At 48.6% G+C, this 20193-nt stretch carries 18 protein-coding genes; 2 read left to right on the top strand and 16 right to left on the bottom strand.

The annotated features are described in order from the left end of the window. The first annotated feature begins 13 nt into the window (after positions 1–13). The gene (locus tag HMPREF9194_RS04915) at positions 14–1807 is read left to right on the top strand and encodes a thioredoxin domain-containing protein (protein ID WP_016525274.1); all 1794 of its coding nucleotides are present in this window, start codon (positions 14–16) and stop codon (positions 1805–1807) included. Positions 1808–1820: 13 nt separating this feature from the next. Here the strand turns inward: HMPREF9194_RS04915 and HMPREF9194_RS04910 are convergent, their stop codons facing one another. The 10 genes from HMPREF9194_RS04910 to HMPREF9194_RS04865 form a co-directional block, all read right to left on the bottom strand. Next, positions 1821–2951, bottom strand: coding sequence for a hypothetical protein (locus HMPREF9194_RS04910; RefSeq protein ID WP_016525273.1), 1131 nt, complete (start codon positions 2949–2951; stop codon positions 1821–1823). Further along, complete coding sequence (ispG, locus tag HMPREF9194_RS04905; protein WP_016525272.1) at positions 2948–4069, bottom strand: (E)-4-hydroxy-3-methylbut-2-enyl-diphosphate synthase; 1122 nt, start codon at positions 4067–4069, stop codon at positions 2948–2950. The genes HMPREF9194_RS04910 and ispG overlap by 4 nt, the downstream gene beginning before the upstream one ends. A 9-nt stretch (positions 4070–4078) precedes the next feature. Beyond that, the gene (locus tag HMPREF9194_RS04900) at positions 4079–4498 is read right to left on the bottom strand and encodes a hypothetical protein (RefSeq protein WP_016525271.1); all 420 of its coding nucleotides are present in this window, start codon (positions 4496–4498) and stop codon (positions 4079–4081) included. A 62-nt stretch (positions 4499–4560) separates the two neighbouring features. Then, complete coding sequence (locus HMPREF9194_RS04895; protein WP_016525270.1) at positions 4561–6528, bottom strand: V-type ATP synthase subunit I; 1968 nt, start codon at positions 6526–6528, stop codon at positions 4561–4563. Beyond that, a complete protein-coding gene (locus HMPREF9194_RS04890) occupies positions 6525–7157 on the bottom strand; it encodes a V-type ATP synthase subunit D (protein ID WP_016525269.1) in 633 nt (210 codons plus the stop codon). Before HMPREF9194_RS04890 ends, HMPREF9194_RS04895 begins: the two co-directional genes overlap by 4 nt. A gap of 3 nt (positions 7158–7160) precedes the next feature. After that, complete coding sequence (locus HMPREF9194_RS04885; protein ID WP_016525268.1) at positions 7161–8456, bottom strand: V-type ATP synthase subunit B; 1296 nt, start codon at positions 8454–8456, stop codon at positions 7161–7163. Further along, entirely contained in the window at positions 8456–10225 is a 1770-nt protein-coding gene (locus HMPREF9194_RS04880) for a V-type ATP synthase subunit A (protein WP_016525267.1), read from the bottom strand. The genes HMPREF9194_RS04885 and HMPREF9194_RS04880 overlap by 1 nt, the downstream gene beginning before the upstream one ends. Then, positions 10222–10764: a hypothetical protein gene (locus tag HMPREF9194_RS04875; protein ID WP_016525266.1), complete on the bottom strand. Its 543-nt coding sequence runs from the start codon at positions 10762–10764 to the stop codon at positions 10222–10224. Before HMPREF9194_RS04875 ends, HMPREF9194_RS04880 begins: the two co-directional genes overlap by 4 nt. Then, positions 10764–11396 (bottom strand): V-type ATP synthase subunit E, encoded by a 633-nt coding sequence (locus HMPREF9194_RS04870; RefSeq protein ID WP_016525265.1) that lies wholly within the window; start codon positions 11394–11396, stop codon positions 10764–10766. The genes HMPREF9194_RS04875 and HMPREF9194_RS04870 overlap by 1 nt, the downstream gene beginning before the upstream one ends. 52 nt (positions 11397–11448) lie before the next feature. Further along, positions 11449–12504 carry an aldose epimerase family protein gene (locus HMPREF9194_RS04865; RefSeq protein ID WP_016525264.1) on the bottom strand — a complete coding sequence of 352 codons (1056 nt, stop codon included), beginning with the start codon at positions 12502–12504 and terminating at the stop codon, positions 11449–11451. 152 nt (positions 12505–12656) lie between these two features. Here HMPREF9194_RS04865 and HMPREF9194_RS11840 point away from each other — a divergent pair, with 152 nt between their 5' ends. Continuing rightward, positions 12657–13139, top strand: coding sequence for a J domain-containing protein (locus tag HMPREF9194_RS11840; protein ID WP_016525263.1), 483 nt, complete (start codon positions 12657–12659; stop codon positions 13137–13139). A 536-nt stretch (positions 13140–13675) separates the two neighbouring features. Here HMPREF9194_RS11840 and HMPREF9194_RS04855 read toward each other — a convergent pair. From HMPREF9194_RS04855 to HMPREF9194_RS04830, 6 genes are read right to left on the bottom strand one after another with little or no spacing between them, the layout of a single operon-like run. Further along, complete coding sequence (locus HMPREF9194_RS04855) at positions 13676–15040, bottom strand: sigma-54-dependent transcriptional regulator (RefSeq protein ID WP_016525262.1); 1365 nt, start codon at positions 15038–15040, stop codon at positions 13676–13678. A 2-nt stretch (positions 15041–15042) separates the two neighbouring features. Continuing rightward, positions 15043–16239, bottom strand: coding sequence for a two-component system sensor histidine kinase NtrB (locus tag HMPREF9194_RS04850; protein WP_016525261.1), 1197 nt, complete (start codon positions 16237–16239; stop codon positions 15043–15045). After that, complete coding sequence (locus tag HMPREF9194_RS04845) at positions 16236–17447, bottom strand: hypothetical protein (protein ID WP_016525260.1); 1212 nt, start codon at positions 17445–17447, stop codon at positions 16236–16238. The genes HMPREF9194_RS04850 and HMPREF9194_RS04845 overlap by 4 nt, the downstream gene beginning before the upstream one ends. Continuing rightward, on the bottom strand, positions 17440–17955 hold the full coding sequence (locus tag HMPREF9194_RS04840) for a CvpA family protein (RefSeq protein ID WP_016525259.1): 516 nt from the start codon (positions 17953–17955) through the stop codon (positions 17440–17442). Before HMPREF9194_RS04840 ends, HMPREF9194_RS04845 begins: the two co-directional genes overlap by 8 nt. Further along, entirely contained in the window at positions 17952–19178 is a 1227-nt protein-coding gene (locus HMPREF9194_RS04835) for a UDP-N-acetylglucosamine--N-acetylmuramyl-(pentapeptide) pyrophosphoryl-undecaprenol N-acetylglucosamine transferase (protein WP_016525258.1), read from the bottom strand. The genes HMPREF9194_RS04840 and HMPREF9194_RS04835 overlap by 4 nt, the downstream gene beginning before the upstream one ends. After that, positions 19175–20098, bottom strand: a complete 924-nt coding sequence (locus tag HMPREF9194_RS04830) for an ankyrin repeat domain-containing protein (protein WP_016525257.1) — start codon at positions 20096–20098, stop codon at positions 19175–19177. The genes HMPREF9194_RS04835 and HMPREF9194_RS04830 overlap by 4 nt, the downstream gene beginning before the upstream one ends. Between the last annotated feature and the right edge of the window lie 95 nt (positions 20099–20193).

The following is a 20193-nucleotide window of genomic DNA, read 5'->3' as shown; positions in this document are numbered from 1 at the left end:
ACAGGATATGAAAATGCATTTTAAAAAATACCTATTGACTTTTTTATTTTCCGCAGCAATTTTTTTCGGCTTTGCCCAACAAAACATATCGGTTCCGTTGGATGATCCGGTATACAATATGCTTGAATACGCTTTGCTGCGTAACTATTGCGAAAGTCTTCCGAATGCCCGCCCGTATACGTTAAAAACGGTTTTGGACGCTTTAAATCAAATATTGGAAAGCCCCGATTCTTCCATGCGGGAAAAAGTTCTTGCACAGGAAACGCTTGAGCGGCTGCAGCCGGCACCTCCGACCGCTTTCGTACCCAGTGCTTCGGTTATAAAAAATGCCGGAATTCTTTTAAAAAAAGGTTTTTACAGCTACGAAGATAACGAAAAAATCCCTCTGCACATAGAAATCGGCGGATCTTCGGAAACAAGCCTGTATACCAATTTCAATGCACCGAATATTTCCGCCCTGCAATGGTTTGACGCATATATAAAAGGCGATATTTCCCGGTACTTTTCATATAATGTGAATATCGGTGCGGGTGTTATGAAGCTCGATGTTACGCAGCCGGGGGCAGCACCGCAGGTAGACTCGTATGCGCCGAATACTTTTACGCAAAGCTGGGACAGCTATCAATATTTATTAACCAGTTTGGGAAATTTCGGCGGTATGTCAAACGAGCCTGCAGCGGGAACGCGGCTCCTTCCCGAATTCGGGACACGGCTGTGGGACGGAAAAATCAATATCAATTTTTCCAGAATCAGACGCGATTGGGGAACGGGCGACGGCAATTTGATGCTGTCGAAAACGGCCCGTCCGTTTACCGCGCTTGAAATATCGATACTGCCGGTAAAATGGCTCTCACTTTCGGCTCTTACCGGATCTTTGGAATATTTTAATTTAACCGGAATAAAATCTTCAGCGGAAATATTTCAAAATAATATTTCGGCGATGCTTGCGGAACTTTGCATTAAAGATATTTTTTATGCAGGCATCACTTCATCGGCGATATGGGTAAAGCGTTTTGAATTAAGTTATTTGAACCCGGGCTTTTTTCCTATGTTTGCGCAAAGCATAGTCGGAGACTTCGACAATGTGCAAATGGGACTTTCATTGGGTTTGAAAATTCCGAAGTATGCACAGGCATACTACAACCTGTTTATAGATGAGGTAGATCCGGCAGCTACCGATATTTTTCATCAAGCCGGTGCCAGCATGTGGACGTATCAATTCGGTGCTAAAATTGCAATTCCCGATACGCCCTTTATGACCTTTATTCTTCAATATACGAAAATAGAGCCGTATATGTATACGCACCCCTTAACCGAGGTTCCCGGATATACAAAAAAAATGGATACGGCATATACGAATCACGGCGAACCGCTCGGATACAAATTAAAACCGAATTCGGCGGAAATAAAAATAGGACTCAGAACTCTTCCATTTTGGTTTTTGCATGTAAACGCACAATACACGCTTGTTCAGCACGGTGCGGACTACGGTTCAGGCATCGTGCACGGCAGTTCATATAGCGAAAGAATGGTTTACCAAGCGGGAGCGTCTTCCGCAAAGCCGGGCGATTATTACTACAAGGACTTTCTTAAAGACGGTGTATACGAATGGATACATTCTCTGGGTGTTTCTGCGGACATGGATTTGCGCTTTGTAAAAGATATTCCGCTTAAAATACGTTTAGGCTATACCCTGTCCTTTACGTACCATACGGAATTTATCGACGGCAAATTTCAACAAGCCGGAAGCAGTGAATACCGAAACCGTTTCGGAAACTACCTGAGCTTATCGCTTAAGCTGTACTAAACAATATTAATTACTAATCGGAGCCGGCCGAACTTGACGAAAGCGCCTTTTGCGCCAAAACGGTCCACGTGCGCTCGGGGCTTTCGGCGGCAACGGCGGAAAAGATTTCAGCGGCAAAAGACGAATAGCCCGCTTTTTGCGCGGTTTTTCCCAAAAGATAAAAGCCTTCCCAAAGCTTGTATTTTGCCGCCCACTCGTTTATGTCGCCGTACAGCTGAATTTTATGCAAAAGCGGGCGTACGCCGGTATATGCGTAATCCATATCGCGGGACTTTATTATGGAATCGGCGCGGCTTACGGCGGTTATGCAAAATAACAATGCCGTTTCAACGGCACGCTCATTCAAATCCAACGAATCGTAATATGTTGTAAGCCGGTACCATACGGGAAGCGTTTTGTAATTATCGCTGCGGTATAAAAAAAAGAGTTTATCCGCGCCCATCCCCCTTTTGACGGCCGATACAACCGCGCTTATAAAAGCGGAAGGATTGTTGTTTTGCCGGTACTTGTCGTCCTGCGAAGCGAGGATCAATAAAACCGATTCGTATTTTTCACTGTCGCCCGTCAGCTTATATAATTCGGCCAAATCGGCCAATATATCGAACTGAACATCGGGAATGTCAAGGTAGCGGCGGCCCTCGTAGGCTGATGCGTAAAAATGCTCGGCGAGAGCGTATTCGCCTTCGATCATGTAGAGTTTACCCAGCAAAAAATCCGCTTCCGGGTATGCCGTATTTTTAATATATGCGGTAAAGTTTTTAACGGAATAGTCGAAATCCTGAAAGCCGAAACGCACGAGCTTGGATTCTATAATGCGTACCGCCTCGGTATTATTGCGCTCGCGTAAAAGCGCCAGCGCGGTTTCCAAATTGTCGCCCGCCTTCATGAGCGCCGGCTGCGACAGCGCGGCTTCAAGAACCGCGACCGAGCGCTCTTTTTCCGTTTTCCACCGTTCTTTTGCCGTTTCGGCAAGGCGGAATGCCGTACCGAAATCTTTAGCGTCAAACGCTTCGTTTGCCTGCTCCAAAATGCGCCGTGAAGAATTGTCGAAATCCTGTTCCGACGGCATTTGGGCGGCAAGATTCCGAGCGGGCGCGAAAAGAGAAAAAAAGCATAAAATCGCGGCAAAAGCGGATTTTTTCACAAAGATTTTAATTCCTCACTAAAAGCAATATCGGCATTTTCGGTAAGAATGTTTATATCGTCGCTGCGGATTGTCCGCACGGGCTTGCCTTTTTTGAATATAACGACCGAATCGCCCGCCCCGGTAATGCCGATATCGGCGTGCTTTCCTTCTCCCGGGCCGTTTACGGCGCATCCCATAACCGCAACCGTTATATTTTTATCCATAGCCAAGAGTTTATGCTGCCAGCGCTTTACAAAACCGTGAACGTCGAAACCGTTGCGTCCGCAGCGCGGGCAGGACACTATGTTTATGCCGCCCTTGTACAAACCGCACGCGCACAATATTTCGCGGGCGGCTATAACTTCATCTTCCGCATCCGAAGAAAGACTCACTCTGATTGTCGATCCGATGTTTTCTTTTAACAAATGACTGAATGCAAGCGTGCTTTTTACAATACCGCCGATTAACGGACCGGCTTCGGTAACGCCGATATGCAGGGGAATGTCGGGGCGGCGTTTATAAAAACGTTCGTTTGCTTCAATCGTTTCGTGTATTGTCGATGCTTTCAGCGATACGACATATTGATCGAAGCCCAAATCGTCGAAGACTTCCGCTTCGCGCAAAGCGGTTAACGAAAGTCCTTCCGAGCGGGACATGGTGCCGCTTTGAACACGTTCGGCAATATCTTTCGGAAAACTTCCCGCGTTGACGCCGATCCGTATTGCCCTGCCCCCCGCCTTGCACGCGTCAACCACTTCTTTTACGCGCTCTTTTGAGCCTATATTGCCGGGATTGATGCGTATTTTCGCAACATTTCCTTTCAGGCACCTCAGAGCAAGGCGCCAATCAAAGTGAATATCGGCGACAAGGGGCATTGTGCTTTGTTCAGCGATACGGCACAGCGCGTCGGCACTTTCCATGTCGGGCACGGCAAAACGCAAGATAGAACAGCCGATAGACTGCAGCGCTTCAATTTTGTCTAAAAGCGAAAAAAGGGCTTGTTTATCGGTTAAAACCGGAACAATGCCCTCTTTCCACATAGTTTGAATGCTCACCGGAGAATCGGAACCGATGACAATCTTTTTTGTTTTACCCGTACCGCCGACAGCGACGGCACGGGGTTTTGTATCGTTCATTCGAAAATATTACAGTACGATAAAAGAGAAAACCATCGCAAAAAGCGCGACACTTTCCGCAAGACCTACAACCGTAAGGTACTGCACAAAGCCCTTTCCCGTTTCTCCCAAGGCATCGGAACCGGCAGCCCCCGCTTTTCCCTGAAATATAGCCGAAGCGCCGATTGCAATACCTGAAAACAAACCGAGTCCCAACAGGAACATACCGTCTTTTGAAGATGAAATCATAGACTGCATAAGCAAAAGACCGTAAATAGTTTGCGTAAGCGGAGCGCCGGCAAAAGCTACCAAAATGAAGGGAGCCGGTTTATTGTTTACATAACACCGTTTCCATGCGCCGATCGCCGCCTGCCCGGCTATACCGATACCAATTGCAGAACCTGTCGCTGCAAGCCCGAGAACACATGCTGCTCCGAACAATCCAATCATATTCATCTCCTGTCATCCGTCTCTTTCGACGGTAAAATCAAATAGTAACCCGCACCGGCGGTTTATTCTTTAAACGGCTTATATTTAAAGCCTGCCCATACCATTCCCAAGTGGTTCGAAAATTCAAGCGTATTTAAGCGTACACCGTGAACGATGACCGACAATACGTTCAAAATCAGGTTTAAACCGTGACCGAATACCAAAAGCAAAACGGCGGCAAAAATCAAAAAACCGCCGAGCATGGGACCGGCCATGGTGTTTACAGTCGACGAAATCGCCGCTCCGGCCAAGCCGACCGCCCACAAACGTATGTACGATACGATATCGGAAAATACGTTTACGACGCCCAACAGTACCGAAATAAGGTTTTTTAAACTTTCGAGTATCGATTCTTTTATGCTTCCGTTGTAATTTGAAAACACAAAGCTTAAGGCAAAGCCGCCTCCCACAAAAGCGGCAACGGGATACATAACCGGGTACTGCGACAGAGGAGCAAAAGGAATCGGCATATCGAAGGGGAAGCGCTGATTGTCGACAACCATATTCAATACGACGTAAAACATTCCCCACAGCATAAAAAGCGCACCCAAATCGCCTAAAAATTTAACCGATTTTTCACCTATATTGCGCACGATACTTTTTAAGTGCGCGACGCTTAAATGGAACAGCGCCAAGGCGAAACAGAAAATCTGAATATTTTGAACCACCCACCGGTTGTTTTCGGCCGATTGTGCCGCATACGCGCTTGAAAAAGGCTTAAATGCAAGCGACACCAAAACCGGAGGCAGCTTGTCGACGGGAATGCCGAACCAACTGCACGTGAGCGTACCCCATACCATGGTTGCCAAACCCAAAACAAAGAGCAAGCCCGTTTCGCTTTTCGGCGCTTTGCGCTTTATTAAGCCTGCAATAAGCATTACGACGGACATGAGTACCATTAAAGCGCCGTAACCGGCGTCGCCGAAAATCATGCCGAAAAATATTGAGAAAAAGAGCAGGAACCAGCCGGATATGTCGTATTCGCGGTAACCGGGAACGACATCCAAAAAGTCCGAAAGCGGATAGATTAAACCGACCAGCTTATTGTTTTTAAGCTTTGTGGGAACCGCATCGTCTTCGGCAGGATCGTCAATCGCAAGCGCCCAGTTTTCTTCTTTTGCGGCGGTTTGCAGCTTTGCAAGATCGGAAGAAGGAATAAAGCCCGAAAGCCACGACAAAGCGTGCTTGCCTTCTTCTTCGCGCTCCATACCCGAATACAGATTTTCGAATTCGAGCGTTTTTTCAAGGAGCGCTCCGCTGTTCTTGAGCGCATCCGCATAAACGGCAGCGGAGGCTATTTGCTCGGCTATCCGTTTTTTTTGCGCACCGAAACGCTCTATGTCATCTTCCAGTTCTTGCGTAGAAGAAGGCGGCAGCGGCACGGCATAGGCTTCAGGCGGCAGCGATGCTTTTTGTGCGGGATTTTCCGCAGTCTTTGCGGCTTCCGCGCTTTCCGTATTGCCGGCAGCGGAAGCGTTGTTCGGAGCATCGCTTTCGATAAGCAAAAAACGCGTGATGTTTTTATCGCGGTTTACAAAAATCGTTTTAACGTTTTCGTCAAGCGAGGTATATTTATCGGTCGCGATTTCGTATAAGGCAAGATCGATTCCCTTGCTTTTTAAAAACGCCAAATCGGAAGGATTGACGCCGCCCCACAGCTTAAGCCGCTCAAGTTCGGTTTTTGCCGCAAGAATTTTATCTTCAAGATCTTTATGCTCGGCGCTCATGCTTACGATAGAAGCAGCCTGCACAAGTGCTTCGTCAAGCGTTAAAGGTTTTTGCGCGGATTTTGCCGGCTTCGGTTTTACTTCGGAAACGGCCGCATGAGCAAGACGCAATTTTTCGCAATCGTTTTTGAGGTTCGTAAAATTCTCGCCCTTCCCTTCAATCGGCTCGACGTGAACGAGACCAAGCTTGCGCAGTTTTTGTAAAGCGGTTTTTCGCTCCGAATCAAGCACGACAAGCGATATTTTTTTCATGGGAACAATCATCGGTGCATCTCCTGTGCGTCTTTTTCTTTTGCGGCCGCAAGTTCCAAATTCTTTTTGGAGATTTTTCCGCGCACGACGGCGGCAACCTGCTGGTCGCCCAAATACACCGAAATAGCCTTTATATTCGCTTTGGTTTCGGGAATCTTTACTTTTTCGAACAAGTTGACGCGCTGAGTCGTTGTGCGAAGTTCGCGCATTAAAAGACGCACTTGTTCTTCCAAAACGTCGGCTTCCAAATCCAAAGAAAGCGCCTGCTCCATTTTTACGGAAGCAAGGTCTATCCACAGGGGCTGGGAATACAAATCGTAATCGCCGCGCGAAAAGTCTGCGCCTTCATAAATGGGAATAACGACGCCCGCAATATTTCCGGTGCCTTTGCGTATATTGCGCACGGTTACCGTGTCTTTTTTAAACGCTTCGCTTTCGCCGAATACGGCGATCCACGCTTTAAATTCGGCATCGAGGGCTTTGCGCCGTTCGCGCACTTCTTTTGCGCGCGCATCTATTGTACGGATTTCGGTTTGAAGCTGCTGTTTTTTTAAAGTCAAAGTCGGCAAATAACGCTGATACATTTTCAGCGCGTCTTTTTGAGACTTCAATTCGTTTTTCGTCAGCTTAATTGCAGCCATCGCTTACGCCTCGCGCCAATACTTTGCAATCAATTCGGACTTAATACCGGTTTCTTCGCTTTTAAAACATGAGGCAAGAATCTTCCATCCCATATCAAGCGCGCTTTCGAGCGGAACGTTGATGGACAAGTCCATCATTTCTTTTTCGAACATCGTGCCGTATTTTAAAAGTTTTTCGTCCCATTCCGACATCATAAATCCCATGGATTTTTTTTCGAGCGTATCCTTATAGGATGCGTACAGACGGATCATACTGTCCATGAGCGTACGGTGGTCGTCGCGGGTTTTGTTGTTGACGTTTTGCTTTAAGCGCGACAAACTTCCGAAAGGTTCAATGCGTCCGCCTTTCAGGTAATACTGGCCTTCGGTAATGTAGCCGGTGTTGTCGGGAACGGGGTGCGTAACGTCGTCGCCGGGCATTGTCGTAACCGCCAAAATCGTAACGGAACCGGCAGAATCGAAGTCGACCGCCTTTTCGTAGCGTGCGGCAAGTTGACTGTACAAGTCGCCCGGATAGCCGCGGTTCGACGGAACCTGTTCCTGCGTAATGGCGATCTCTTTCATGGAGTCGGCAAAGTTCGTCATGTCGGTTAAAAGAACAAGCACGTCCTTACCCTGCAAGGCGAACTGTTCGGCGACGGCGAGCGACATATCGGGAATTTTCAAACATTCGACGGTGGGGTCGGCAGCGGTGTGAACGAACATAACGGTGCGGCTTAAAGCGCCTCCGTTTTCAAGTTCGCTCTTAAAATACAGATAATCGTCGTACTTTAAGCCCATGCCGCCCAAAACGATAACGTCTACTTCGGCCTGCATGGCAATGCGCGCCAAAAGCTGGTTGTACGGCTCGCCGGAAATACTGAATATCGGCAGTTTTTGCGAAACAACGAGCGAATTGAATACGTCTATCATCGGAATACCCGTACGGATCATGCGGCGCGCCATAATGCGCTTGGACGGATTTACCGACGGGCCGCCGATTTCCACAAGGTTTTCGTGCAATGCAGGTCCCTTGTCGCGCGGTTCTCCGGAACCGTTAAAGATGCGGCCCAAAAGGTTTTCCGAAAAGCTCACCTGCATTTCGTGTCCCAAAAAGCGGATTTGATCTCCCGTGGAAACGCCGCGTCCGCCGGCAAAAACCTGCAGCGAAACCGTATCGCCCGCAATGCGCGTTACTTCGGCCAATGAAGTGCCGAACGCGGTTTCTATTTGCGCAAGCTCACCGTTTTTTACGCCTTCGGCACGGACAGTGATAACGCTTCCGTTTATCGATTCTATTTTGCTGTATACCTTATTCATTATTCACCGTCCTTAAGCAATGCCTGAGCTTCGGCAGTCAGCGTGCCCTTTGCCGATTCGTATAATTGTGCAATATCTTTTTCTTTTTTCGTAAATTCGGCGCTTTGCCATACCGTATAGTTCCAGTCGATAAACTGCTGGCGCAGACGGTTGAAAAACGCGCGCGCTTCGTCTTTGCCGGGAAGTTCGAAATTCGAGCCGAGCACTTTCAGCAAGCGTTCAAACACATAGGTTTGCCGTTCGACTTCCGGGGACGAATCGATTTCGTCGAAAGAGTTTTGCTGAAAATATACGGCGTCGAGGAATTCGCCTTTAAGATATTCGGTAAAGTCGGCCAAACTCGTACCTTCTTCACCGACAACCTTCATCATCGATTCGACGTCCGTTCCGCGCCGGAACAGGCGGCGTGCAAAGTCGACCCAATCTTCGCGGATAACGCTTTTGTATTTCGACCACGAATCCAAAGGATTGATCGCCGGATATTTACGCGCATCGGATCTTTCGCGCGACAGTCCGTGGAAAGCGCCGACGACTTTCAGCGTTGCCTGCGTTACCGGCTCTTCAAAGTTTCCGCCGGCGGGAGAAACCGTTCCGCCGATCGTAACCGAGCCTAAAGCACCGTCGCTCAAGCGCACGATACCCGCGCGCTCGTAAAAAGCGGCAATATAGGATTCCAAATAAGCGGGAAAAGCTTCTTCGCCCGGTATTTCTTCCAAGCGGCCGGACATTTCGCGCAAAGCCTGCGCCCAGCGGCTTGTGGAGTCGGCCAAAAGCAATACGTGCAGCCCCATTTGCCGATAATACTCGGCAAGGGTAACGCCCGTGTAAACCGAAGCTTCGCGCGCCGCAACCGGCATGGAAGAGGTATTGCAAATAATGATTGTCCGTTCCATAAGAGAGCGTCCGGTGCGCGGGTCGGTCAGTTCGGGGAATTCTTTTAAGATTTCGACAACTTCACCTGCACGCTCGCCGCAGGCGGCAACGATAACGATATCGACGTCGGCGTTGCGGCTGGTCGTGTGCTGCAAAACGGTTTTACCCGCGCCGAAGGGGCCGGGAATACAATAGGTTCCGCCCTTTGCAACGGGGAAAAAAGTATCGATAAGCCGTATTTTCGTAACCATCGTTTCTTCGGGCTTTAAGCGTTCGGCATAGCAGTCGATCGCGCGTTTTACCGGCCAATTAAAGCTCATCGTAACCGGGTGCTCTTTGCCTTTTTCGTCGGTTAAAACGGCAATTTCGTCTTTGAGCCGTTTGCGCCCGGCATTGATTATCGATTTTACCGTGTAAGTTCCGTTCATATAAAACGGCACCATAATTTTATGCACAAAAGGGCCTTCGGGAACGGAACCCAAGGGATCGCCTTTACGGACGGTTGCACCGGCTTTTACCGTCGGCGTAAAGTCCCACAGCGTTTCGTCGGGCAGGGCGTCAAGGTAGATGCCGCGTTCCAAAAAAAAGCCCGCTTTTTCGGCAAGCTGGGGAAGCGGGTTTTGCAAACCGTCGAATACCTGCCCCAAAAGGCCCGGTCCCAATTCAACCGAAAGCATGTCGCCGGTAAAGGTAACTTCGTCGCCGGTTTGGATACCCTTCGTCATTTCAAAAACCTGCATTTGAGCCTGATTGCCCCGAATGCGGATAACTTCGCTTTTAAGGCTTTTACCCGCGACTTTAACGTAGCCGACCTCGTTCAAGGCTACGATTCCGTCAAATTGAACAGTGATCATGTTGCCGTTGACGCCGATGACCTTTCCTTTTGTATCCGTCATGTTGCTTCTCCAAGTATTCTATCGTAAATGGCGCGGTATGCGTGCATGCCCGCCTCAGTATTGAATTTTCGTATGCGCAGCGCAAGTTTCAGTTTTAGCGCGTAATAAAAAAACGCGTCGGTTGAAAACTCGTCTATGGGACGAAGGGATTCGAGCGCTGCCAAACGTTCGTTATTTAAAAATTCTTCGGCTTCAAGCGGGCTTGACATTCCCGATGCGGTACGGGCGATTTGCACAATATCCGCCGAAAGGTTTTGCGTGTTTACGGAAAATTCTTTTTTCAGCTTTGCGGCGCGCACTTGCGCAAGTGCAAAGCGCAAGCCTCGTTCCCATTCGTACCATGAATCGACCAGAGCGGAACCCGTTTTCGCGCACTCTTTCGGCGGCTCAAGCGACAGATTTCGCAAAATATTCACCGAACGAGCGTCCAAACAGCGCGAACACAGGTCGATAAAGTACTCTTCCGTAACGGGCAAAGACGAAGACGCATGCACCGAAAAGGACGGAAGCTGGGAAGCGAGATAATATCGGCTCGACACTATGAGTTTCCCTCTTGAATTGAAGAAGCCGCTTCTTTAAGGATCTGCGCAGTGCGCGGATTAAGATAAGCGGCAAAAAGTTCGGCAACCGCTTCGGCGGAAAAGTCGTAATAGGCGCTTCCGTCTTTTGTGCCGATTCTGAATCCGGCAGTTAAACCCGAATCGGGCTTTATTTCGATACCGCCTGCAAAGCGGTCTTTAAGCGCGCTGCGCACGGACGTTTCCAAAACATTAAGATCTTTTTCGGGGAGCAGCACGGCGACCGATTCGGCTTCGCTTTTTGACGCCCACTGTTTTACGGTTTCGGGAATTAAAGTTTTCATTATGTCGGAAGAATAGGATTTTGCCGTTTCGGCTTTGACAAAAGCATCAAGCTGTGCGTTTATTCCGTCGCGGAACGAAATAAGCAAATTCCGTCCGGCTTGGCGCATCGCGTCCGTAGCGGCTTTTTCGAGCCGTTCCGTTTCGGCCTTTGCGTTTTTTATAACGGACGCCGCCTTATCTTCGGCTTCGGCGATTAAAGCGGCCGCTTTTTTTTCGGCTTGCGCGATAATATCGGATGCCGCCGCTTCGGCAGAAGCAACTCCGTCTTTTTTGATTTTGTCGATCAACTCTTGTAATTGGACGTCCATACAACCCCTCGTGAAATATCTTGCTATACAATACCGTTTTACCGAAAATAAATCAAGCGTTGAAAATATGGACGGTAACGCTCTCGTAGGTTTCGCCGGCCTTTACGAGAGCGGACGGAAACTCCGGGCGGTTCGGCGAATCGGGGTAACGTTCCGTTTCGAGGCAAAATCCCGCGTATTTTGTATACGGCATGCCGTTTTTTCCTGCCGGCACGTCCAAAAAATTGCCCGAATAAAACTGCACGCCCGGACAATCGGTATACACGGACATTTTACGGCCGCTTTTTTCGTCTTCGGCTTCGGCACAAAAATAAAGTCCGCTCGCGGCGCCTTTTGCATATTCTTTTCGATTTTGATCTATACAAAAACAGTGGTCGTAGCCGCCGGCTTTTTTTATATCGCAGCCGATTGTTTTTGCGCTGCGAAAATCGAAGGCGGATTTTTCGACTTCAAGCTGTTTTCCCATCGGAATTAAACGCGCGTCGACCGGCAGATATTTTGACGCGTTCAAACGCAGTTTGTGGGATAAAATATCGCCGCTTCCTTCTCCGGCCAAATTATAATACGAATGGTTTGTCAGCGAAACAACCGTATCTTCTTTGGCGGCCGCCTTATAGCGGAAAATCAATTCATTCGCCTTTGTAAGTATGTATTCGATTTCAAGCTTCAGCTTGCCCGGAAAACCCTGTTCGCCTGCGGGACTGGTGCGCGTAAAGCGTACGCCGACTTCGTTTTCGCCTTCAATCGGCTTTGCCTTCCATACCGTGCGGTTGTAGCCTTTAAATCCGCCGTGAAGGCAGGACGTACCGTCGTTCGCATCCAAAGAATATTCGGCACCGTTCAGCGAAAAACGGGCATTTGCAATTCTGTTCGCGTAGCGGCCTATGCATGCGCCGAAATAAGTTTTCGTATCGTTCAAATAACCTTCAAATGTCGAATAGCCCAACACGATATCGCTCCTGTCCCCTTTTTTGTCGGGGACCGATATGTTCGTGATAATGCAGCCGTAATCGGTAACCGAAAAAGACATTGTGCCGTTATCCGCGGTATAAAGCCTAACCTTTGTGCCGTCGGACAAGACGCCGAACCGGCATTTCGATACTTTCATGTAATGTTCCTTGTGCGTTTCTTTTCCGATATTATAGCATACCCACACGGATTAGGCAATTTTTATCGGCTGACTTTTTATTCATATAGAAAACTTATAAAGGCATTTTTGCGGCTGACAAAGAGCGGTCAGTCCTTTATACTGTACATGCTATGGAGAATTTATTTGAGCGATTCGGCTCGGTGCTGAAAGATTACATAGACGATGAAGGTTTTCAAAACGCTCACCGTGCACAAACGGCACGGGTACACCAATCGCAAGAAAATAAAGACGGGGCAAAAGGTACGGACACACACGAAGAAGCCGCGCATAAAGTTTCGGGCGGCGAAAACGGTAGAAAAAACATGCACGGTACTGTTCATACCGAAACCGAAAAGCGCTTTACCGGCAAAAAAGCGCGCGGCTTTGTGTACAAGGCAGTGCCGGCACGATTGCTTGAAGATTTTAAAACCTTGGGATTCGAAAGTCCCACGGATTTTTCATCGTGTAAAAAACGGTATAAAAATTTGCTGCAAAAGTATCATCCCGATAAATACGCTTCGTCCGCGGAGGAGCAAAAAAAGGCGGCGGACATAACGATAAAAATCCACGGCGCTTTTAAAAATATCGAACAATGGTTTAAAGAAAACGCTTAGCATGCCGTAGAAACACAGGCTGACGAGAAAAGCGTAAAAAAGCTGAAAATAAAACACATTTATAGCAAGGGCATGAGCGCTACGACATGGTTGAGCTTTTGGGGCACAATAACCTAAGCATAACGCTCAAAATGCCTCGCGCTTCACGCCCTTGCTATCATGCCGTTTTCACCGTTTTTGCAAAGATACGTTCTGAGCTGTAATCGGAGCTGTTCCGACAGGAATGGCGGAACAGTTCACAGCTACAGCACAACGCGCGGTTACAGCCGGCTGTATAGCGATGTTTCAGGCGTCAGCCTAAAACATCGCTATGAAAATTGCACACGAATGTGTAATCTTCATACATGTGCGGTTACTGCCGCTTGTCCTCGATGCTTCGACGGACAGGGACTCGGCATGGGAAACAGTCTAAAGAAGCACATGCTTATGAGAAAAGCGTGAAAAAAGTGCCCGTGAATGGCTTGTGAACGCAGTGAATTGCCTGAACGGGCGCTTTTTTTCATGCCTTATCGGAAGCTGATATTTTTTACCGATTTTCATTCATGCCGAAGCCCCGCCTTCCCGGCATATTCGTCGAGTTTACGGTGAAGCGTTTTACGGCCGATGCCGAGTATATCGGCGGTTTTTGTTTTATTGCCCTTATTGATCGCGAGGTTTTGTAGTATAAGCATTTTTTCGGCTTCGGCCATCGGAATGCCGGCCGGCACTTCGATAATATCGGCTTGGCTGCTTCCGGCAATCGACGGGGGCAAATCTTCAAGTTTTATTATCGGGCCCGAACTCATTACGACGGCGCTTTCCAAACAGTTGCGAAGCTGCCGTATATTGCCCGGCCAATCGAATTTATACAAAGCCGAGCGTGCACGCGAATCTATGCCTTCAATCGTTTTTCCGTTTTCTTTTGCGAACTCCTGCAAAAAAGCGGTAATAAGCAGGGGAATGTCGTCGCGGCGGTCGCGAAGCGGCGGCACGTGAATGTGAACGACATTGAGCCGGTAATACAAATCTTCGCGGAAACGTCCGGCTGCGATTTCGGCTTCCAAATCGCGGTTGGTTGCCGCAATAACGCGTACATCGACTTCCAGCGTTTCTTCGCCGCCGACCCGTTCAAAGCGCTTGTCCTGCAGCACGCGCAAAATCTTTATCTGAACGTTTTGATCTATTTCGCCGATTTCATCTAAAAAAATAGTACCGCCGTTTGCAAGCTCGAAGCGGCCCCGTTTAAGCGAAGTCGCGCCGGTAAAGGCGCCTTTTTCGTGACCGAACAATTCGCTTTCCAAAAGATTTTCCGACAACGCGGCGCAGTGAACTTTTATAAGCGAATTGTCGCGCCGGGGCGATAAATTATGCAGCGCGTTTGCGATAAGTTCTTTGCCGACGCCGCTTTCGCCGGTTATCAAAACCGAGGCCTTTGAGCCGGCGGCTTTGCGCACGATTTCGAATATTTTTTGCATTTCGGCGCTTTTGCCGATAATCGATTCGAAAGACTTGCGGCTGTTCAATTCTTCCTGCAGTTCTTTGTGTTTTAAAACAAGTTCCCTGCCCTGCAGCGCGCGTTTTACGATAAGTACCAGCTGATCCAAATTGAGCGGCTTCGTTAAAAAATCGTAGGCACCGTTACGCATCGCGTCGACCGCGCTGTCTATGCTTCCGTGCCCCGTGAGTACGATGACCGGCACTCCGGGATTTTCGGCCGTAACCTTTGCAAGCACGTGCTCGCCGCTCACTTCCGGCATGCGTAAATCGGTTATAACCAAATCGATATCGCCTTTTACGAGCCGCTCCAAGCCCGCCTTGCCGTCCGAAGCCAAGGCGATTTTATAGCCTTCCATTTCGAGCGCGGCGCCCAATCCTTCGCGGATGTTTTTTTCGTCATCTATAATCAATATCGTGTACTGCATGCTCAGCTCCCGAGTTCGTCGTTTTTGCCGTATTCCAAAAGCCGCTTTTCTTTTTGCGGAATCGGAAAACTCAGCGTAAAAACCGTTCCTTCGCCCGGAAAAGATTTTACGCTGATATCTCCGCCGAATTCTTTTATGATTTTATACACCATCGTCAAGCCCAATCCCGTACCCTGAGCCTTTGTCGTAAAATACGGCTCGAATATGCGGGCGACGGTTTGTTCATCCATACCCGTTCCCGTATCGGCAATGCTCAGCACAAAGCGCTCGCCCTTCACCGCCGTGTTCAGCCACAGCATGCCGCCTGTAGGCATTGCGGCAATCGAATTCTGCACCAAATTATTCAAAACCTGACGGAAGAGTTTCGGGTCGAGCATAATGTGCGGCGCCTTTTCGATATATTCGGTTTTCAGGCTGATGTGCTTTTCTTTAAGTTCCGCTTGTATAAAGTCCGTAAAAGAATCAAGCAGCGCGGAAGGATCCGCGGCTTCAAGTTGTGCGTGAACGGGACGAACCGCGAATAAAAAATCGACGATGATTTGATTAAGCCGGTCTATTTCTTCGTTTACGGTTTCAAGATATTTTTCCGCGTATTTTTCATCGGGAAGTTTTCCGCCGCTCTTTCGTGCTTTTTTTAACGATTTTTGTATAAGCTGAATATGAATGCTTATGGCGCCGAGCGGATTTTTTATTTCATGTGCGACGCTTGCCGCCAAATTGGTTAAACTTGCCAAATTTTCCATGCGGCGGATAAGCGTTTCCTGATTACGTTTTTCGGTTACATCGTCTATCTGCACGATATAACCCGAAAGTTTTTTTGCGCGCACTAAGGGCAAAATCGCTATATTCACAAAACGCGCCGCACCGCCCGGAGTTGCAAGCGTGAATTCTTCGCTGATGTACTTTTTTTGCGTATTGCCGTTCGTTTTTAAAAAATCGGCAACGGCCTCATCTTCGACCAGTTCCCACACAAGTGTGCCGGCGGGATTTTGTACCGTAAGCGGAATACAGCTGAACGCCATTTTGTTGATTAAAACGGGCTGCCAATGCGAATCGCAAATTATAAGACCAACGCTCAGCGATTCGAAAACCGCATCCAACACTTCGCTTTCTTCATTTAAGGAATCCAAAAGCTGCTGTATTTGATCTGGCGTTAATTTTGAAACCTTGCTCGTTACGCGCTTTACAAAGTCCCTCATCGTTCTCCTTCTTCCAAAAACGCATACGCCAAACTTTCCAATGCGGCAAGGGGCGTTTGATTATACACGATGATGTCTTCGTACGAACGCTTGACTTCTTTAGTTATGCGCGTTTTATACGCCTCGAAAGAAAAATCGCCTCCGGCCGAAGAACCGCACGCTTGTTTAACGGCATCCAGCACGGCGTTGAAAAAAAGCGAAAGCATAATGCGCGGCTCAAAGTTTTTCATCCGTTTAACCAGAGCATCGATGTCGGGAACATCTCCTTTTTTAAGCTCGTCGGTAAAAGTCCGCGCCGCAGTTTGAATGTCTTCGGTGCCGACGGGCAAAAACCCGTTTAAATACGATGAAACCGAATTATAGCCGTCCTCATGGAATATGCGCCGAACGACTTCCCGCTGACGATCGGGACTGCGCTCGGCAAAGGCATAGGTTCGCACGCGCGAAAGCACGGTGGGCAGTACGGCGTTTTTCCACTCGGCGGTCAAAACAAAAAAAGTATCGCCCGGCGGCTCTTCAAGGATTTTCAACAAAGCGTTGCGTACGCTGTCCTGCATACGGTCGGCGCGCTCGAATATCATAACGCGTTTGCCCTCTGTTGCGGTTAAGCGCGCCCAAGAGGCCGCACGCCGTATCTGCGATACGGGAACGGAATCGTACATAAAAGAAGATTCCAGTTTTATACACTGCGCACCAAGGGCTTCTGCGGATTTTTCCAATGCGGAAAGTTCGGGGAGCGGCCGTGCGGGATCCAGTTCCTCAAGCATTTCGTCTATCACCGAAGTGATCGCGGCGATTTTCGAAACTTTTTCGTCGCCTTCCCACAGCACTTGATTAAAGCGGCCGGTTAATTTGCGCACGCTGCGCACAAAAAGATAGCGGGCAGCCCCAACATAAGAAGCCCGGTCTCGAACGGCACGCACAAGCGTTTGTGCCGCCGCGCTTATTTCCGGGGTGCAGTCGCGGCTTCCCGCCAAAAGTACGGAAGGGTTCGTTAAACTTTTATGTTTTATGCACGAGGGGCACGAGCACTGCCACGCGCCTTTCGGGTCCCCGCTGCATGAAAGAACGCGCGCAAGCTCCAAAGCGGCGGTAAGCTTTCCCGACATCGCAGGCCCCGCCAACAGCAGCGCTTGCGGAAGGTTTCCGTTCGCAATATCGTCGGCAAGAAAATCGGCGGCGCTTTGATACAGCAGGTTTTCAAACACGGAATCGCTCTCCCGCAAAAAAAACGCAGGCGATAAGATCCTGAACCCTGCTCACCGGTTTTACCAATAAGGCTTCCAACATTCGATGGAAAAAGCTGCCTTTCACCAAAGGCCCTATGTCGAACCACGGCTGCGCATACAAAATAACCAGCACGACACTGATTAAAAGAAGACCTTCGGCAACTCCGAAAAAAAAACCGAGCGCGCGATCCAATCCTGAAAGTATGTCGCCCGAAAAAAAACTGCCGACCAGCTGCTGAACAAGACGAACTATTAAATAAATCAAAATAAATATAAGCAAAAACGCCAGAATCTGTGATACGAAAGCCGATTTTATATATCGGTTTATATACGGCGTCAGTTGTGCATAAAGCATTACCGCAACAAAGATACCGAGCACAAAGGCGGCTTTACCGAAAAATTCTTTTATAAAGCCGTTAACTGCAGCCTGTATGGCGCACACCAATATAAGCGCCATAAAAACAACATCAAGAAAATTAAAGGTCATTTTTTATTGATACTCCCGTATAACATATCGGCAATTTTTCGTGCGCTCTTTTCCGTTCCTACGGCTTTTAATGCGCATTTGCCCATCGACAGCCTGAATCGCTCATCGCGTAACTTTTCAAGCGCATCTTTTACCTCGTCCGATAAAGCGCGCTCGTCTTTCAGCGAATCGCACACCAGCGCGGCACCGCATTTTTCGAACCGTGCCGCGTTTTCCGCCTGATCGCCTCTCGTGCCGGAACCCGCAAGCGGCAAAAGCAACATGGGCTTTGCGCACACGGCGCTTTCCCACAGCGTATTGGCTCCCGAACGCGAAAACACGATGTCGCAGGCGCTCAGCACATCCGGCATATCGTTATAGATAAAATCGTAGGGCACATACCGGTTACGGCCGGCATCTCCGGTGACGGCATCAGCCGTTTTTTCGGCTTTTGCGGCCGCGTTTGTTTTGATGTCGGCATTTCCGTTTATTTTTTGTGCAAGAAAGCGCGCTTTTTTAAAATCGTCGCCCTTTCCCGTTTGATGAACGACCGTAAAACGTTCGCACAGCCAATCGAGGTTTTCAAATACCAGATTGTTTATTTGCCGCGCGCCGCTTGAACCGCCGAGCACAAGCAAAATCGGTTTATGTTTTGTATGCGCCAAACCTAAAAACAAAAGTCCTTTTTTCGCATCCGCCGCATAAAAAACGGGACGTACGGGATTTCCCGTAACAAAAAGTTTGTTCCGCATGCGTTCGGGGAAAAAACGGCGCGATTCTTCGTACGAAAGCAATATACGCGAAGCAAAGCGGCTGTTTATGCGCGTCGCAAGGCCGGGCGAAAAATCACACTCATGGGTATAGACGGGAATATGCAAAACTTTGGCCGCGGCGCAGGGCGGAACGCTCACAAAGCCGCCCTTGGAAAAAACGGCGGCGGGCTTTATTTTCGCCAAATAAAAAAGCGAAACGAAAAACCCCGCAATCACTTTGAATAAATCGAATACGTTGTTCAGCGAAAAATAGCGGCGCAGCTTTCCCGAAGGAATTCCGACAAAGGAATCGGCGGACGGAAGGCCGCGCTCATTTTTATTCGAGCACACCATTTCTTTGTCGCGGCCGGCAGAAGAACCGAACCATACGACACGCACATTCGGGGCGAGCGCTTTTAATTCGTCCGCAACCGCCAGCCCCGGATAAATATGGCCGCCGGTTCCGCCGCCTGCAAAAACGACCGTTTTCATCGGCACTTCGCTTTAAACAAATCTATAAGAACCTGCTTTTTAAACAGCTTCGCGTAATCAAAGGCCGACATTCCCATGCGGTCTTTTACGGTAATATCACCGCCGTTTTTAAAAAGCAGTTTGCAGATTTTTATATTGCAAATGCCGGTCGCAATAACCATGAGCGGCTGACCGTCCTTTGCAACGGTGTTTATGTCGGCACCCGCGTTAACCAAAAGTTCGGCAATCTCGTAATTGTTTTTCCACACGGCATCCATGAGCGCCGTGTAGCCGCGGTCTTCCGATGCGGCGTTTATATCGGCGCCGATTTTTACGAGCCACGAAACGAGGGGAAGCTTATTGCTTCGGGTTGCAATGCACAGCATCGGAGTTCCCGCCGAATCGCAGATACTTGCATCCATACCGGCTTTAACGAATAATTTTGAAATATCCAAATCGCCGCGCGCAATATAGTTCGAAAAAGAATCGGGGGTAAGCGGAACGCCCAAATTAAAAAGTTTCTTTTTTATCGAATTCTGCACTTCCTGCTTTATATATTCGGGAAAATTCTTTTTCAGCGATTTAAGCAAAGTCGGCACGTCGGCAAAGGTTTTCCCGAGTGAATCGGCAATACGATCCGGCAAGGTTCCTTTGGACGGAACCAAAAACACGGGAATCCGTTTGCCCGAAAACAAACCCGCCGCATACAAAAAGAGCGGCGACGGAGGAATATCGTCCATGCCCGTGCAAATACAGTGGGTGGTTCTATGCAGCTGCGCGTACAGTTTTTTTGTGTCGTCTTTTTCCGCTTTATGCGCATGCAAAAAATCTTCAGCGTCCGCTCCGATAATGCCGTACGGAACTTTTTTCGATTTAAAAAAGGCGACAAGAGATTCCGTTTCTCCCGCATCTTCCTTGCCCGTAAACAGTAACCAATTCATACGGCACAGTATACATTATTTTATAACGACCGACAAGCAAAGGCGGGCGGGAAAATCGATTTTTATGGATAAAAAAAGGACTTTATAAAGGGAAA

The sequence above is a fragment of the Treponema maltophilum ATCC 51939 genome, from assembly GCF_000413055.1.
Lineage (GTDB): Bacteria > Spirochaetota > Spirochaetia > Treponematales > Treponemataceae > Treponema_C > Treponema_C maltophilum.
Note: the sequence above shows the minus strand (reverse complement) of the source record. Positions and strands in the feature narration are given on the sequence as shown.

Bases quoted from the DNA above. Each gene is read 5' to 3' on its own strand.
- HMPREF9194_RS04890 (WP_016525269.1), bottom strand. From the start codon at position 7,157: ATGGCTGCAATTAAGCTGACGAAAAACGAATTGAAGTCTCAAAAAGAC.
- HMPREF9194_RS04900 (WP_016525271.1), bottom strand. From the start codon at position 4,498: ATGATTGGATTGTTCGGAGCAGCATGTGTTCTCGGGCTTGCAGCGACA.
- HMPREF9194_RS04835 (WP_016525258.1), bottom strand. From the start codon at position 19,178: ATGAAAACGGTCGTTTTTGCAGGCGGCGGAACCGGCGGCCATATTTAT.
- ispG (WP_016525272.1), bottom strand. From the start codon at position 4,069: ATGAACGATACAAAACCCCGTGCCGTCGCTGTCGGCGGTACGGGTAAA.
- HMPREF9194_RS04830 (WP_016525257.1), bottom strand. From the start codon at position 20,098: ATGAATTGGTTACTGTTTACGGGCAAGGAAGATGCGGGAGAAACGGAA.
- HMPREF9194_RS11840 (WP_016525263.1), top strand. From the start codon at position 12,657: ATGGAGAATTTATTTGAGCGATTCGGCTCGGTGCTGAAAGATTACATA.
- HMPREF9194_RS04895 (WP_016525270.1), bottom strand. From the start codon at position 6,528: ATGATTGTTCCCATGAAAAAAATATCGCTTGTCGTGCTTGATTCGGAG.
- HMPREF9194_RS04880 (WP_016525267.1), bottom strand. From the start codon at position 10,225: ATGACGGATACAAAAGGAAAGGTCATCGGCGTCAACGGCAACATGATC.
- HMPREF9194_RS04840 (WP_016525259.1), bottom strand. From the start codon at position 17,955: ATGACCTTTAATTTTCTTGATGTTGTTTTTATGGCGCTTATATTGGTG.
- HMPREF9194_RS04870 (WP_016525265.1), bottom strand. From the start codon at position 11,396: ATGGACGTCCAATTACAAGAGTTGATCGACAAAATCAAAAAAGACGGA.
- HMPREF9194_RS04865 (WP_016525264.1), bottom strand. From the start codon at position 12,504: ATGAAAGTATCGAAATGCCGGTTCGGCGTCTTGTCCGACGGCACAAAG.
- HMPREF9194_RS04855 (WP_016525262.1), bottom strand. From the start codon at position 15,040: ATGCAGTACACGATATTGATTATAGATGACGAAAAAAACATCCGCGAA.
- HMPREF9194_RS04885 (WP_016525268.1), bottom strand. From the start codon at position 8,456: ATGAATAAGGTATACAGCAAAATAGAATCGATAAACGGAAGCGTTATC.
- HMPREF9194_RS04850 (WP_016525261.1), bottom strand. From the start codon at position 16,239: ATGAGGGACTTTGTAAAGCGCGTAACGAGCAAGGTTTCAAAATTAACG.
- HMPREF9194_RS04915 (WP_016525274.1), top strand. From the start codon at position 14: ATGCATTTTAAAAAATACCTATTGACTTTTTTATTTTCCGCAGCAATT.